Here is a 13,656-nt window from a genome sequence, read left to right as displayed (position 1 = left end):
ACCGCGGCAAAATGCGGATTTCGAGGGCCGCGCTCAGAGCTTGCGCACGTCGACGAAGCGGCCGGCGATGGCCGCCGCCGCCGCCATGGCGGGCGAGACCAGATGGGTGCGGCCCTTGTAGCCCTGCCGGCCCTCGAAGTTCCGGTTCGAGGTCGACGCGCACCGCTCGCCGGGCTTGAGCCGGTCATCGTTCATGGCAAGGCACATCGAGCAGCCCGGCTCGCGCCAGTCGAAACCGGCCGCCTTGAAGATGACGTCCAGCCCCTCGGCCTCGGCCTGCGCCTTGACCAGCCCGGAGCCGGGCACGATCATCGCGTCGACGCGCTCATGCACGCGCTTGCCCTCGACGACCTTTGCGACGGCGCGCAGATCCTCGATGCGGCCGTTGGTGCACGAGCCGATGAAGGCGCGGTCGATCTCGATGTCGGTGATCTTCGTTCCGGGCCTGAGATCCATATAGTCGAGCGCCCGCCATTTCGAGGCGCGCTTGTTGGCGTCCTCGATGTCGTCGGGGTTGGGCACGACGCCATCGACGGCGATGACGTCCTCGGGCGACGAACCCCAGGAGACGATCGGCGGCAGATCGGCCGCGTCGAGTGTGACGATTTTGTCGAAGCGTGCGCCCTCGTCGGTGTGGAGCGTCTTCCAGTACTCCATCGCCATGTCCCAGGCGGCGCCCTTGGGCGCGCGCGGCCGGTCCTTGATGTAGGCGAATGTGGTCTCGTCGGGCGCGATCATGCCGGCGCGGGCGCCGCCCTCGATCGACATGTTGCAGACCGTCATGCGCCCTTCCATGGACAGGGCGCGGATCGCCTCGCCCGCATATTCGATGACATGGCCGGTGCCGCCGGCGGTGCCGATCTGACCGATGATGGCGAGGATGATGTCCTTGGCGGTCACGCCCTCGGGCGCGGTGCCGTTGACCTCCACCAGCATGTTCTTCGCCTTGGACTGGATCAGCGTCTGCGTCGCCAGGACATGTTCGACCTCGGACGTGCCGATGCCGTGCGCCAGCGCGCCGAAGGCGCCGTGCGTGGAGGTATGACTGTCGCCGCAGACGATCGTCATGCCGGGCAGGGTGAAGCCCTGTTCGGGGCCGACGATATGGACGATGCCCTGTCGGCGGTCGCTTTCCGAATAGTACTCGATGCCGAAATCGGCGGCGTTCCTGGCCAGCGCCTCGACCTGGATGCGGCTTTCCTCGTTCTTGATGCCCTCGTGCCGGTCGGGCGAAGTGGGCACGTTGTGGTCGACGACGGCGAGCGTCTTTTCGGGCTGCCGGACGGCGCGGCCCGCCATGCGCAGACCCTCGAAGGCCTGCGGGCTGGTCACCTCGTGCACCAGATGCCGGTCGATGTAGATCAGCGACGTGCCGTCCTCGGCGTCGTGGACCAGATGGTCGTCCCAGATCTTGTCATAGAGCGTGCGCGGCGCGGCCATGGCGGCGTGTCCCGTTCGAATGTGGTGAATGCGGTCACGCCGATATGCACATGGCGGGCGGGAGGGTCAAGGACGGGCGGAGCGCCTAGGGCCGCACGATCTCGAACCGGCAGGCCTCGCCGCCCCAGCCGACGCATTCGGTCTCGTGGACGGTGATGGCCGGGTCCACCAGCGTGGTGAAGAGCCGGCGGAACACCGCCGCGTGCCAGACGCAGGACGAAAAGCCGACCTTGCCCAGACAGATCGGGTTTTCGTGAATGGCGATGAAGTCAGGGCCAGTCTCGATCCGGGCATGGCCGGCAAACGTCCAGGCGTTCCTGGCGATCGCAGCCATCAGCAGGCGTTGCGCCAACGCGCGCGGCAAGCGCCTGAGCAGCCATTGCGCCGGTTTCGGGATGCGATTGGCGAGGATGTAATCGCCGGTCATCTCGCCCGCCCGTTTTATCACGGCGTGGGCGGTCTCCGGGTCGAGCCGGGCGGCGATCTCGTAATTGAGGGCGTTGACGATGCGCGCCTCGACCATGCCGTCCGGATCGTGGTCGGCAAAGGCGCCATGGCCGGACGTCCCGAAGATCGCCCGGCGGCGACCGATGCCGACGATCTCGTCGAGCGCGGCCCGCGTCTGGATGATCGCGTTCGGCCCGACCGTGTGGCGGCCGGCGCTCATGCCGTCGCCGGCGGTGCCCGCGAAGGGGCGTGCATCGAGGGTTCCGGCGTCGGGCATGGCGCTCATCGGTTACTCCTCCTGCCAGCCCGCGACGAAGGCGCGGCTATTGGGCCGGCTCCTGGTACTCGTCGGTCGGCAGCTTGACCTTCGGCGGGCGCTTGGGCCGACGGGTGGAGGTCGGCAGGCCGGAATAGTCCTCCATCTGCTCGGTGCCGCCGCCGCAGGCCATCGGCACGCCGTCCTCGTTTGTCTCGATGCGCTTGCGGGCTTCGGCCAATGCGATCTTCTTGTCGTGGATCGCGGCCCAGTCGTCCATCTGCGCCTTGGCGATGGTGCGCGTGTCGTCGAAATGGAAGTCGACCTTCCCCTTCGATTGCGGGCCCCAATAATTGTGCTTGCCCAGGTCATAGAACTTGCGCTGGAAGCCGGCTTTCAGGAACGCCTTCAGGCAGCCCAGAAGATAGCGTCGCCTGAAGCCGGTGCCGCGCCAGGGATAGTGGAACAGCGCCTTCTTCGAATAGAAACGCCGGTAGTTGTTCATTACCCGGTCGAGAAGCTCATCGCGGTCCATCGCCTGCGGCTTCATGATCGGGGTGACGAAATTGTACTTGGAGAAGTCGAACACCTCGACCTTGTCGCCCAGCTCCTGGAACAGCGGCGTGAACGGCCAGGGCGTGTACATGGCCCAGTTGGCAAGGTCGGGCTGCCAGTCCCAAGCCATGCGGTAGGTTTCCTCGAGCGTCTCGGCGGTCTCGTTGTCGAGGCCGACGATGAACTGCGCCTCGACGAAGATGTCGGCATCGCGCAGCAGCTTGATCGCGCGCTTGTTGTCCTCGACCTTGGTCTCCTTGTTGAACTGGTCGAGCTTGAGCTGGGCGGCCGCCTCGGTGCCGAGCGAGACGTGCACCAGGCCGGCCTTGCGGTAGAGCGGCAGCAGCTCCTCGTCGCGCAGAATGTCGGTGACGCGCGTGTTGATGCCCCACTTGATCTTGTCGGGCAGGCCGCGCGCGATCAGTTCCTCGCAGAACTGGATGAACTTCTTGCGGTTGATGGTCGGCTCCTCGTCGGCGAGGATGAAGAAGCCGACACCGTGATCGTTGACCAGCTTCTCGATCTCGTCGACCACCGCATTGGGATCGCGCACGCGGTAATCGCGCCAGAACTTCCACTGCGAGCAGAACGAACAGGTGAAGGGGCAACCGCGCGCCATGTTCGGGATCGCGACCTTCACGCCGAGCGGGACGTAGATGTACTTGTCCCATTCGAGCAGCGACCAGTCCGGATCGATCGCCTCGAGATCCTTGACGGTGGGCGCGGCGGGCGTCGCGATGATCTCGTCGCCGTCGATGAAGGCCAGGCCCCTGATCGCCTCGCGATCGGCCGGCCAGCGCCCTTCGGCGATGCAGGTGACCAGTTCGGCGAAGATCTCCTCGCCCTCGCCGCGCACGATCACGTCGACCCAGGGCGCCTCGGACAGCACCTGCTTGTACATGAAGGTGGCGTGGATGCCGCCGAGCACGCGCACCGCGTTCGGGCAGACCTGCTGCGCAATCCTCAACACGTTCTCGGCGACGTAGATCGACGGGGTGATCGCCGTGGTGCCGACGATGTCGGGCTGCAGGTCGGCCAGGCGCTTGCCCAGGTCGACATCGTCGATGTCGTTGGTCATCGCGTCGATGAAGGTGACCTTGTCGAAACCGGCCTTTCGCAGCGAGCCGGCCAGATAGGCGACCCAGGCCGGCGGCCAGTTGCCGGCGATCTCCGCCCCGCCCGAGTGATAGTTGGGGTGGACGAGTACGACATGCATGGCGGGCCTCCCGGGATCGTTCCCGGACAGGCTATGCCCTCGCTGTCAATTGAACTTGACATAGGTCAACGTCATCGCGCGTTGGCGGACGGCCGCCTTTTCTCATACTGAGGTGCGCGCAGCCACCACCCTCGTCCTTCGAGGCTCGCTGCGCTCGCACCTCAGGATGAGGGGGTGGTGGCGGCTATCCCTTCTGGCTGCGTCTGAGCCGCTTTTCGAGTTGCCGCAGGCCGATCGACAGCGAGATCGTCAGGATCAGGTAGATGTAGGCGACGATCGAATAGGTCTCGAAGAAGCGGAAGGAACCGGACGCGTAGACCTTGCCCATCTGCGTGATGTCGGCGACGCCGAGCACCGAGACGAGCGAGGAATCCTTGACCATGGCGACGAAATCGTTGCCGAGCGGCGGCAGGATCGTCTTGATCGCCTGCGGGAAGACGATGAAGCGGAAGCGCTGGAAGCGCGACAGGCCGAGCGCCTCGGCCGCCTCGATCTGGCCCTTGTCGACGGCGAGGATACCCGCGCGGAAGACTTCGGCGATGAAGGCCGAATAGCCGATCATCAGCGCCAGGACCGCACGCCACAGAAGCGAGATGTCGCGCACCTGCCAGGGCTCGGAAAGCCCCATCTGCTGCAGCGGCCAGGTCAGCCAGTTGATGGCGACGACCAGCGCCGGCGCGCCGACGAAGGCGATGTAGAACAGCAGAACGATGATCGGCACGCCGCGGATGACCTCGACGTAGAAGCGCGAGACCTGGCGCAGGATCAGCGAGTTCGAAAGCGCCATCAGCGCGAAGACGAGGCCGACCAGGCTTGCCATGGCGAAGCCGACCAGCGTGACGAAGACGGTGATCTGAACGCCGCGCGAAACCGTGCGGAAGACCTGCGTGTAGAGGTCGTTGGTGGCGATGACGACGGCCAGAACGACGCCGATGACGACGATCGCCACCAGCCACCAGGGAAAGTCGCGTTCGGGTGACGGTCGCGACGGCTCGGGCGGCAGCATGGTCATGGGATTTGCCAGCGGCTTCGCGATTTCATAGAGCCCGTTGGCGTGCGGAGGGAAAAGACGTGTCCAAGATCGTTTGGGTGATCATCGCGTTCGGCATTTTCTATTTGTTCTACGGCGCGAAGGTCTTTTCGCCACGATGGCATCTGGATCAGGTCAAACGCATGGCGCGCAACGAGCCGACATTTTCGTCCCTGGTCACGATCACACTGGCGCTCGTGATCGCGTTCGTGCTGGTGACCTATGCTCGCACCGTCTTCGGGTAACCCCGATTGCCGGTTCGCAAGCAGGCGCGCGGGGACAAAATGCGCGCCTGCTCGCATGAAATGCGCGTCGACAGGGCCCCTTGGCGCTACTGTCCCAGCTTGTATTCGAGGAACCACTTCCGGTTGAGCGCATCGAGCGTGCCGTCCGCTTCCATCGAGGCGATGGCGGCATTGACCGGCTCGACCAGGTCGGAGCCCTTGGGGAAGATGAAGCCGAAATCCTCGGTGCCGAGCGGTTCGCCGACGAGTTTCAGTGCGCCGTCGGAAGCATCGACATAGCCCTGGCCGGCAGTGCCGTCGGTCAGCACCATGTCGACATCGCCGGTGCGCAGCGCCTGCACGCCAGCGCCGAAGGTCTCGAACAGCTTGATGCGCGCATTGCCCTCGTCGCCGTCGAGCACGTCGTAAACCGCGACATAGAACGGCGTCGTGCCGGGCTGGGCGCCGACAAGGAGGTTCTCGTCGGCGGCAAAGCTCTCGGCGTCGTTGAAGCGATCCTCGTCGCCGCGCACCAGCATGAACATCTCGCTGGTCATGTATTTGTCCGAGAAGTCGACTTTCTCGGCACGGTCCTCGCGGATGGTGATGCCGGTCATGCCGATATCGTACTGGCCGTCGGAAACCGCCTGGATCATCGCGTCCCAAGAGATGTTCTGGTACTCGATCTCGGCGTTCAGGCGCTCGGCGATCTCGGCCATGGCGTCATATTCCCAGCCGATCTGCTCGCCGGTTTCCGGGTCGAGGAACTGCAGCGGCGGGTAGGCATTCTCGGTGACCACGGTGATCGTGCGCCCTTCAAGATCGGGCAGGTCCTGCGCGGCGGCGGCGGTGACGGTCACGAGGGCGGCGGCGGCCGCCAGAACGGGGGCGAGACGGGCTCTCGGCATGACGATACTCTCCTTTGAGAACGCTGGTCCCGGCACGTCCGGGCCAGACGACACAGTGCCGCGCCGCAGCGTGCCGCGCAAGGGCGTACGGCGGCGGCCGGAGACCCGGGCACGAAAAAGGGCGGCTCCGAACGGGCCGCCCCCTATCGTCGACCGGCGTTCGCCGGGGTGCGTTACGCGTTGTTGTCGGCGTTCTCGCCTTCGGCCGCCTTTGCGGCTTCCGCCGCTTCCTCGGCTGCCTTTTCGGCGGCCAGCGCCTCGGCGGCGGCGACCTTCTCGGCCTCGATGCGGGCACGCTCGTCGGCCAGCGCCTTGCGCTCGGCCTCGTTCAGCTTGCGGGCGCGCACGCCGGTGTTCTCGGCGATACGGGCCTTCTTGCCGCGCAGCGCGCGCATGTAATAGAGCTTGGCCCGGCGCACCTTGCCGCGGCGGACGACTTCAACCTGCTCGACCAGCGGCGAGAACACGGGGAACACGCGCTCGACGCCTTCGCCATAGGAAATCTTGCGCACGGTGAAGTTCTCGTTCAGGCCCGAGCCGGCGCGCGCGATGCACACGCCCTCGAAGGCCTGCAGACGGGTGCGCTTGCCTTCGGTCACGCGAACCTGCACGCGCAGCGTGTCGCCCGGCGAGAAATCGGGAAAGGTGCGTTTATCGGCGATCTTCTGGGCCTGTTCGGCCTCGAGTTGACGGATCACGTCCATCGGTCTGTCCTCATTGTTCTTTTGAGCCGCCAGAGCGCTCGCCGGGGCGCACAATCGTCGAAGGATCGACCGCATCGTGCCGCCTGGTTCAAGATCATTCCCGAACCGGAGCGTTGGTCCTGCCCGTAATTGCTGCAAAGACTTCGGCAGGGCCGAAATTCCGCGCGCTCATACAGGAGATTGACATCATTGTCACCTCTCCGGCGGCGGTTTTTTGGCCGTGTATGCCGCCCACAGATCGGGCCGCCGCTCGCGCGTCAGCGCCTCGGCCCGTTCCCGGCGCCACGCCTCGATGCGTGCATGATTGCCGGAGGTCAGGACCTCGGGGATCGAACGGCCCTCCCATTCGGCCGGCCGCGTGTAGTGCGGGTGCTCGAGCAGGCCGGTCTCGAAGCTTTCGGTCTCACCCGACACCTGGTTGCCCATGACGCCCGGCAGCAGGCGGATGGCCGCGTCGAGCACGATCTGGGCGGCGACCTCGCCGCCCGACAGCACATAATCGCCGATCGAAACCTCGGTCAGGCCTCGGGCTTCGATGACCCGCTCGTCGACTCCCTCGAAGCGGCCGCAGACGATCACGGCGCCGGGGCCGGCGGCGAGATCGCGGGCCATCGCCTGGTCGAACGGCCGGCCGCGCGGGCTCATCAGAAGGCGCGGGCGCGGGTCATCGGCCGGCGAAACATGGTCGATCGCGCGGGCAAGGATGTCGGCGCGCAGCACCATGCCGGCGCCGCCACCGGCCGGCGTGTCGTCGACGCTGCGGTGCCGGTCGGTGGCGAAATCGCGGATCTGGGTGACCTCGAGCGACCACAGCCCGTCGGCCAGCGCCTTGCCGGCCAGCGCCTGCCCGAGCGTGCCCGGAAACATGTCCGGGTAAAGGGTCAGCACCGAAGCGCGGAAGGTCACGGCGTTTCGTCCTCTTCGGGCCTTGCGAAGATTTCGCCGGGCGGGACCAGCGTCAGCCTGCCCGCGTCGAGGTCGATCTCGGGCACGACGGCGCGTGTGAACGGGTAGAGTTCGGTGCGGCCGCCGCGTTCGGGCCTGAGTTCGATCACGTCGCCGCCGCCGAAATCGTGCACGGCGATGACCTGGCCGAGCGCAGCGCCGTCCGCGCTCACGGCGGTCAGCCCGATCAGGTCCTCGATGAAGAACTCGTCCTCGTCGAGTTCTTCATCGGGAAGCTGGCTCCGGTCGACGAACAGTTCGGTGCCACCCAGCGCCTCGGCCGCATCGCGGCCCGTCACGCCTGCGAAGGTGACGATGACGACGCCCTTGGCCGGCCGGATGTCGGCGACCTCGTAACGGCGGCCGGCGGTGTCGAAAAGCGGGCCGTAGTCGCCCAGCGCCAGCGGATCGCCGGTATGGGACCGGACCCGCACCTGTCCGCGCACGCCGTGCGGCGCGCCGATCACGCCCATCAGGACCGGATTGGTCGGCTTGTCGTTCATGAGACGCCGATAGCCGGTTCTGTCCGCCGGGCCAAGCGCGCCGTCAAGCAAGCGGTAACGATGCCGGTCTAGGTTTGGTGCATGAGGGAAACGCTGCTGCCCGCCCGGCCCGATCTGCTCGCCGCCCGCAAGGCCTGGCTCGACAAGCTGGCCGGCGAGCGGCGGCTGGCGGCCAACACGCTGGAAGCTTATGAGCGCGACACGCGTCAGTTCCTGAATTTCCTGGCCGATCATCAGGGCGGGCCGCCCGGCCTGAAGGATATCGCCGGTCTCAGGCCGATGGACCTGCGCGCATTCCTGACGCGCCGGCGCGGGCAGGGAGCGGGCGTGCGCACGATCGGGCGCTGTCTTGCCGGCGTGCGATCCTTCCTGAAGCATCTCGAACGCGAGGGGCTTGCGAACGCGGCCGCCGCGACGGCGATGCGCGCGCCCCGCCAGCCCCAATCGCTGCCCAAGCCGCTGACCGCGGTCGATGCGAGTCGGGTCGTCGAGGCGGGCGAACAGCTCAACGCGGCGCCCTGGATGCGGGCCCGCAACGCGGCGGTGCTGACGCTGCTTTACGGCTGCGGCCTCAGGATCGGCGAGGCGCTGGCGCTCGACGGCGCCGATCTGCGCGACCGGTCGGCGCGCTCGATCGCGGTAACCGGAAAGGGCGGCAAGACGCGCACCGTGCCGTTGCTGCCGGTGGTGTTCGAGGCGATCGATGCCTACCGGGACCTGTGCCCCTACGATCTGGCGCCCGGCACGGCGCTGTTCCGGGGCGCGCGCGGCGGGGCGCTGCAGCCGGCGGTGCTCCAGCGCGACATGCGGGCGCTGCGCGGGGCGCTCGGCCTGCCGGAGACGGCGACGCCGCACGCGCTGCGCCATTCCTTCGCCACCCACCTTCTTGGGTCGGGCGGCGATCTGCGCACGATCCAGGAACTGCTCGGCCATGCCAGCCTGTCGACGACGCAGGTCTATACGGGCGTCGATTCGCAGCGTCTGCTGGATGCCTGGCGTGCCGCCCACCCGCGTGCGTGACAATTTACGATATCGCTTAACCGATTGGTCGCAACGCCGCCCTATGGTGAACGGATGACACGGATCGCACAAATTTCATCCGCCGCAGTCGACCGCTGGTCCGGCGTGGCGCTCAGGCTGATCGCCCTGATCAACACGCTGTTCGTGGCGATGGTGCTGCTGACGGCGCTTGCCGTATCGGCGCGGGCCGAACAACCGGCCTCGGCGGCCTGCACCGGCGAGAACCTTCTTGCCGAACTGGCCGAGACCGAACCGGAAACGCATGCGCGCGTGCTCGCCGAGGGCGCGGACGTGATCCATGGCGATGCCATACTCTACCGGATCGAACGCGACGGCGTGGCGCCGTCGTTCCTGTTCGGCACGATGCACATGACCGATCCGCGCGTCACCGAACTTCCGCCGTTCGCCGAAGCGGCCTTTACCGCCGCCAACACGGTGGTGATCGAGACGACCGAGATCCTCGATCCTTCCAAGGCGCAGATGGCGCTGATGAGCCGGCCCGAACTGACCATGTTCACCGGCGACGAGCGCATCAGCGACTATCTCAGCGATGCCGACCGGGCGCGCCTTCAGGAAGGGCTGTCGGAGCGGGGGTTGCAACTGGCGCTGGTCGACCGGATGAAGCCGTGGCTCGTCGCCGCGATGGTGGCGCTGCCCGAGTGCGAGACGGCGCGCAAGCAGGCAGGGCTCGAAATCCTCGACATCGCACTTGCCCGGCGCGCCGAAGCGTCCGGCAAGGACCTTGTCGGGCTCGAGACGGTCATCGAGCAGCTCGAGGCGATGGCCTCGCTTCCGATGGAGTTCCATGTCAGCGGGCTGGTCGAGACGGTCGCGCTCGGTGAGCGCATCGACGACGTGATCGAAACGATGATCGCGCTCTACGAGGACGGCCGCACCGGCACGGTCTGGCCGACCCTGCGCGTTCTGACGCCAGAGGCGACCGGCGACGAGGGCGGCTATGCTGCATTCGAGCGGACGATGATCACCTCGCGCAACCGAACCATGGCCGAACGCGTGACGCCCCTGCTGGAACAGGGCGGCGCGTTCGTCGCCGTGGGCGCGCTGCACCTGCCGGGCGAAGAGGGTCTGGCAAAGCTGCTCGAGGACGCCGGCTACACGGTCACACCGGTCTACGAGTGACCGCCGGTGGCATCGCGGCCGCGCGCCGTGCCCCAGTCGCCCGCCCGACGTCCCGCCACCGCCCAGTAGACGATTCCCGCAGCCAGACCGGCGGTCGATCCCATCACCAGTTCGATGGCGCTCGTCGACGGACCGATCAGGACGATCGCGCCGAGCCCGGTGAGCACGGCAAGCACGACGTAGACACCGGCCGCGCGGACGCGATTGCGTTCGAGCAGCGGCACCAGCACGAGGGCGGGAAGAAGCGCGATCAGGGCGACGAAGGGCGCGATGATGATTGCACCTGAGGCCACCGCCCTGGCGAGCCCGGCGGGAACCGGTTCGGTCAACGGGCCGCTCGTCCAGACCGTCGTGGACATCGCGATGCCGGCGGCGACCGATGCGAGCAGATAGCCGAGCGCGATCACCCCGAGCCGGCGCAGGGCCGGCATATCAGTCGCCGTGGCCGGCGATCATCGCCGCCTCGTAGGCGAGACGCTCGGTCTTCTTCATGCGTTCCGATTCCGACTTGAGCTGGCCGCAGGCGGCAAGGATGTCCTGGCCGCGCGGCGTGCGAATCGGCGAAGCGTAGCCCTGCGCATTGATGAAGTCGGCGAACTTCTCGATCTGGTCCCAGTCCGAACATTCATAGTCCGAGCCGGGCCACTTGTTGAACGGGATCAGGTTGATCTTGGCCGGAATGCCGCGCAGCAGCCGGACCAGTTCCTTCGCGTCGGCCATGGAATCGTTGACGCCCTTGAGCATCACATATTCGAAGGTGATGCGCCGGGCGTTCGACAGGCCCGGATAGGCGCGGCAGGCATCGAGCAGGTCGGCGAGCGGATACTTCCTGTTGATCGGCACAAGCACGTCGCGCAACTCGTCGTTGACCGCGTGCAGCGAGATCGCCAGCATCGCGCCGGTCTCTTCGCCGATGGGAACGATCTTCGGGACCACGCCCGAAGTGGACAGCGTCACGCGGCGCTTGGAGAGCGACAGGCCCTCGCCGTCGGTGAACACCTTGATGGCGTCGCGCACGTGATCGTAATTGTAGAGCGGCTCGCCCATGCCCATCATGACGATGTTGGAGACCTTGCGCCCCTCGGCGGGGACGATCGCGCCCTGCGGCGTGTCGGCATCGGGAAAATCGCCGAGCCGCCGGCGGGCGAGCAGAACCTGTGCGACGATTTCGCCGGCGGTCAGGTTGCGCACGAGCCTCTGCGTGCCGGTGTGGCAGAAGGTGCAGGTCAGCGTGCAGCCGACCTGGCTCGAGACGCAAAGCGTGCCTCGGCCTTCCTCGGGAATGTAGACGGTTTCCACCTCGACGGGACGGCCGGCGCCACGGGGCGGAAAGCGCAGCAGCCATTTGCGCGTTCCGTCGGCGGACACCTGCTCCTCGACGATCTCGGGGCCGGCGATCGTGAAGCGCTCGGCGAGTGCCGTCTTGAGGTCCTTGGAGACGTTGCTCATGGCGGCGAATTCGCCGACGCCGCGCACATAGAGCCAATGCCAGAGCTGGCTGACGCGCATCCTGATCTGACGGTCGGGCACGCCGATCTCGCGCAGCGCGTCGCCGAGCCCTTCGCGGGTCAGGCCGACGAGCGAGGGCCGTTCGTCGACGCGCGCCGTCTGCGCGGCGGAAAGCGCCGCGCGTACGGTGTCATCGCGCATGTCGAGCGTTGCGGCCATTTCGGTGCGTTTCCGCCTGCATTCGGTATCAGGCGCATATGTGCCATGAAGGCCCGTAACGCAAGGACGGGCCGGCTCGCCCGGCCCGCAGGGGCGCGCGGAACAGTGCGGCTACTGGCAGGAGCCGATGGCGTCGAGCGCGGCGGTGACGCCCGAAAGCGAGTATTCGTAGGTGGTGTCGGTGCCGCGCCGGGACGTCGCCTCGACCACCATGCGGGCGCCGGCCCTCATGGCCGCGACCAGGGCGGGATCCTCGGCGGCGTTGTCGGTCCAGGCCGCATTGTCCTTGGTGAAGAAGGAGAAGGGTCTGCCGTCGACGGTGACGGTCACCTTGGAGCCCTCGCGCAGCGCGTATCCGGCGATGAACTGCGGCTCGAAGGTCACGTTCTGGCCGCGCCGCTGGGTCACCACGAAGAAGTTGTCGCCGTGGTTGACGTTGCTCGGCTGCTTGGTCAGCGGCACGGACACCACGTAGCAGACCTTGCCGTTCGGCGACTGATAGCTGATCGCGCCCCAATCGTTGAACTGGCCGATGCGCTCCTGCGATTGCGCCTGCGCGGCAATCGTGCCCAGCAGCACCATCATGGCCGTGATGGTCGCGGTCGTAACTCGTTGTGCGTGAAGCATAGTCCCTACCAGGTTTTCGGAGGGCGCCGCATCGACGTGAAGGCATCGCCGTTGCGCGCCCGGTTCAACCGTTCGCCTTTGCCGTCCAGCATGGCCAAAAGATGGTTACCAAATCTTAAACGGTTCCACCAAGGCCCGGCCCGAAACGGCTTGTCGGCATTGAAAGATCGCCGCAAGTCGGGCCGTGTCCGCCCCCGGTCACGGCCCGTGCCGGCGCTTGTCGTGAACGAAAACGGCAACAGTTTGACTTTGTTCGGCAAATTGGTTGAATGTCGGCTGAGCGCGCCGAGCGGGCGGTCGCCGCCGCCCGATACCGCCGCGCGGGTCCACCTGACCGGAACCAGAACCGTCCTATGAGCGAACAGCACAGACACTTTGCCGCGCTCGCCGCGCGCGTGGCGAACGACCGCGACAGGTTGGCGTTCACCGAGCTGTTCGACTTCTTCGCCCCCAGGATCAAGGCCTATCTGCGCCGGCTCGGCCTCGGCGACGAAGCGGCCGAGGACATCGCGCAGGAGGTCATGATCGTGCTGTGGCACAAGGCGCACCTGTTCGATCCGGCCAAGTCGTCGCTGTCGACCTGGCTGTTCCGGGTGGCGCGGAACCGGCGGATCGATGCGGTCCGGCGCGACAAGAGCGGCTTGCTCGATCCGGACGATCCGATGCTGCAGCCGGCCGAGCCGGTGCTGCCGGACGCGACCATGGATGACGAACAGCGCGACGAGCGTGTCCGCGAGGCGATGGCCGAATTGCCCGAGGAGCAGGTGGGCCTGGTCCGGATGGCGTTCTTCCTGGGCTATTCGCACAGCCGCATCGCCGAGGAGACGGGCCTGCCGCTCGGAACGGTGAAGTCGCGCATCCGCCTCGCCTTCGGCCGGCTGCGGCGGGCGCTCGAGCAGGACGCCAGGGTCGATACCGATTTCTGAGAGGGCGCATCGGCTTGCCGTGCCCGGTTGCGTGGCGTAATCAGCGC

15 protein-coding genes are annotated in these 13,656 nt (G+C 66.9%); 4 read left to right on the top strand and 11 right to left on the bottom strand.

The features are described 5' to 3' along the window. Nucleotides 1-33: 33 nt before the first annotated feature. From leuC to E0E05_RS16690, 4 genes are all read right to left on the bottom strand, one after another. Nucleotides 34-1,440, bottom strand: a complete 1,407-nt coding sequence (leuC, locus tag E0E05_RS16705; protein WP_131617722.1) for a 3-isopropylmalate dehydratase large subunit — start codon at nt 1,438-1,440, stop codon at nt 34-36. 85 nt (nt 1,441-1,525) lie between these two features. Beyond that, nucleotides 1,526-2,173, bottom strand: a complete 648-nt coding sequence (bchJ, locus tag E0E05_RS16700) for a bacteriochlorophyll 4-vinyl reductase (RefSeq protein WP_131617721.1) — start codon at nt 2,171-2,173, stop codon at nt 1,526-1,528. A 37-nt stretch (nt 2,174-2,210) separates the two neighbouring features. Continuing rightward, nucleotides 2,211-3,914: a magnesium-protoporphyrin IX monomethyl ester anaerobic oxidative cyclase gene (bchE, locus tag E0E05_RS16695; protein ID WP_131617720.1), complete on the bottom strand. Its 1,704-nt coding sequence runs from the start codon at nt 3,912-3,914 to the stop codon at nt 2,211-2,213. Between the two features lie 184 nt (nt 3,915-4,098). Further along, nucleotides 4,099-4,920: an amino acid ABC transporter permease gene (locus E0E05_RS16690; protein ID WP_131618109.1), complete on the bottom strand. Its 822-nt coding sequence runs from the start codon at nt 4,918-4,920 to the stop codon at nt 4,099-4,101. A 65-nt stretch (nt 4,921-4,985) separates the two neighbouring features. Between E0E05_RS16690 and E0E05_RS16685 the strand changes: the two genes are divergently transcribed. Continuing rightward, nucleotides 4,986-5,189 (top strand): hypothetical protein, encoded by a 204-nt coding sequence (locus tag E0E05_RS16685; protein WP_131617719.1) that lies wholly within the window; start codon nt 4,986-4,988, stop codon nt 5,187-5,189. 86 nt (nt 5,190-5,275) lie between these two features. Here the strand turns inward: E0E05_RS16685 and E0E05_RS16680 are convergent, their stop codons facing one another. From E0E05_RS16680 to rimM, 4 genes are all read right to left on the bottom strand, one after another. Continuing rightward, nucleotides 5,276-6,076, bottom strand: coding sequence for a transporter substrate-binding domain-containing protein (locus tag E0E05_RS16680; protein ID WP_131617718.1), 801 nt, complete (start codon nt 6,074-6,076; stop codon nt 5,276-5,278). Nucleotides 6,077-6,249: 173 nt separating this feature from the next. Continuing rightward, the gene (gene rplS, locus E0E05_RS16675) at nt 6,250-6,780 is read right to left on the bottom strand and encodes a 50S ribosomal protein L19 (protein WP_131617717.1); all 531 of its coding nucleotides are present in this window, start codon (nt 6,778-6,780) and stop codon (nt 6,250-6,252) included. 192 nt (nt 6,781-6,972) lie between these two features. Then, nucleotides 6,973-7,686 carry a tRNA (guanosine(37)-N1)-methyltransferase TrmD gene (gene trmD / locus E0E05_RS16670; RefSeq protein WP_131617716.1) on the bottom strand — a complete coding sequence of 238 codons (714 nt, stop codon included), beginning with the start codon at nt 7,684-7,686 and terminating at the stop codon, nt 6,973-6,975. Next, nucleotides 7,683-8,228: a ribosome maturation factor RimM gene (rimM, locus tag E0E05_RS16665; protein ID WP_131617715.1), complete on the bottom strand. Its 546-nt coding sequence runs from the start codon at nt 8,226-8,228 to the stop codon at nt 7,683-7,685. Before rimM ends, trmD begins: the two co-directional genes overlap by 4 nt. Before the next feature lie 81 nt (nt 8,229-8,309). Here rimM and E0E05_RS16660 point away from each other — a divergent pair, with 81 nt between their 5' ends. Next, complete coding sequence (locus E0E05_RS16660) at nt 8,310-9,248, top strand: tyrosine recombinase XerC (protein WP_131617714.1); 939 nt, start codon at nt 8,310-8,312, stop codon at nt 9,246-9,248. 54 nt (nt 9,249-9,302) lie between these two features. Then, nucleotides 9,303-10,388, top strand: coding sequence for a TraB/GumN family protein (locus E0E05_RS16655; protein ID WP_131617713.1), 1,086 nt, complete (start codon nt 9,303-9,305; stop codon nt 10,386-10,388). Here E0E05_RS16655 and E0E05_RS16650 read toward each other — a convergent pair. The 3 genes from E0E05_RS16650 to E0E05_RS16640 form a co-directional block, all read right to left on the bottom strand. After that, the gene (locus E0E05_RS16650; RefSeq protein ID WP_131617712.1) at nt 10,379-10,819 is read right to left on the bottom strand and encodes a hypothetical protein; all 441 of its coding nucleotides are present in this window, start codon (nt 10,817-10,819) and stop codon (nt 10,379-10,381) included. The genes E0E05_RS16655 and E0E05_RS16650 overlap by 10 nt on opposite strands. Before the next feature lies 1 nt (nt 10,820). After that, complete coding sequence (gene rlmN, locus E0E05_RS16645) at nt 10,821-12,038, bottom strand: dual-specificity RNA methyltransferase RlmN (protein WP_244598087.1); 1,218 nt, start codon at nt 12,036-12,038, stop codon at nt 10,821-10,823. A 129-nt stretch (nt 12,039-12,167) separates the two neighbouring features. Further along, a complete protein-coding gene (locus tag E0E05_RS16640; protein WP_131617710.1) occupies nt 12,168-12,641 on the bottom strand; it encodes an invasion associated locus B family protein in 474 nt (157 codons plus the stop codon). A gap of 395 nt (nt 12,642-13,036) precedes the next feature. On the opposite strand from E0E05_RS16640, the gene E0E05_RS16635 reads away from it, so the two are divergent. Then, complete coding sequence (locus E0E05_RS16635; RefSeq protein WP_131617709.1) at nt 13,037-13,609, top strand: sigma-70 family RNA polymerase sigma factor; 573 nt, start codon at nt 13,037-13,039, stop codon at nt 13,607-13,609. Nucleotides 13,610-13,656: the final 47 nt, after the last annotated feature.

Source organism: Roseitalea porphyridii (assembly GCF_004331955.1).
GTDB lineage: Bacteria > Pseudomonadota > Alphaproteobacteria > Rhizobiales > Rhizobiaceae > Roseitalea > Roseitalea porphyridii.
The sequence above is the reverse complement of the archived record's forward strand: the minus strand, read 5'-3'. Positions and strand labels throughout refer to the sequence as shown.

What these genes read in the sequence shown, in the direction of transcription:
- leuC (WP_131617722.1), bottom strand. Translation starts at nt 1,440, where the DNA reads ATGGCCGCGCCGCGCACGCTCTATGACAAGATCTGGGACGACCATCTG.
- bchE (WP_131617720.1), bottom strand. Translation starts at nt 3,914, where the DNA reads ATGCATGTCGTACTCGTCCACCCCAACTATCACTCGGGCGGGGCGGAG.
- rplS (WP_131617717.1), bottom strand. Translation starts at nt 6,780, where the DNA reads ATGGACGTGATCCGTCAACTCGAGGCCGAACAGGCCCAGAAGATCGCC.
- rimM (WP_131617715.1), bottom strand. Translation starts at nt 8,228, where the DNA reads ATGAACGACAAGCCGACCAATCCGGTCCTGATGGGCGTGATCGGCGCG.
- E0E05_RS16690 (WP_131618109.1), bottom strand. Translation starts at nt 4,920, where the DNA reads ATGCTGCCGCCCGAGCCGTCGCGACCGTCACCCGAACGCGACTTTCCC.
- E0E05_RS16655 (WP_131617713.1), top strand. Translation starts at nt 9,303, where the DNA reads ATGACACGGATCGCACAAATTTCATCCGCCGCAGTCGACCGCTGGTCC.
- E0E05_RS16635 (WP_131617709.1), top strand. Translation starts at nt 13,037, where the DNA reads ATGAGCGAACAGCACAGACACTTTGCCGCGCTCGCCGCGCGCGTGGCG.
- E0E05_RS16660 (WP_131617714.1), top strand. Translation starts at nt 8,310, where the DNA reads ATGAGGGAAACGCTGCTGCCCGCCCGGCCCGATCTGCTCGCCGCCCGC.
- rlmN (WP_244598087.1), bottom strand. Translation starts at nt 12,038, where the DNA reads ATGCGCGATGACACCGTACGCGCGGCGCTTTCCGCCGCGCAGACGGCG.
- bchJ (WP_131617721.1), bottom strand. Translation starts at nt 2,173, where the DNA reads ATGAGCGCCATGCCCGACGCCGGAACCCTCGATGCACGCCCCTTCGCG.
- E0E05_RS16650 (WP_131617712.1), bottom strand. Translation starts at nt 10,819, where the DNA reads ATGCCGGCCCTGCGCCGGCTCGGGGTGATCGCGCTCGGCTATCTGCTC.
- E0E05_RS16680 (WP_131617718.1), bottom strand. Translation starts at nt 6,076, where the DNA reads ATGCCGAGAGCCCGTCTCGCCCCCGTTCTGGCGGCCGCCGCCGCCCTC.
- E0E05_RS16640 (WP_131617710.1), bottom strand. Translation starts at nt 12,641, where the DNA reads ATGATGGTGCTGCTGGGCACGATTGCCGCGCAGGCGCAATCGCAGGAG.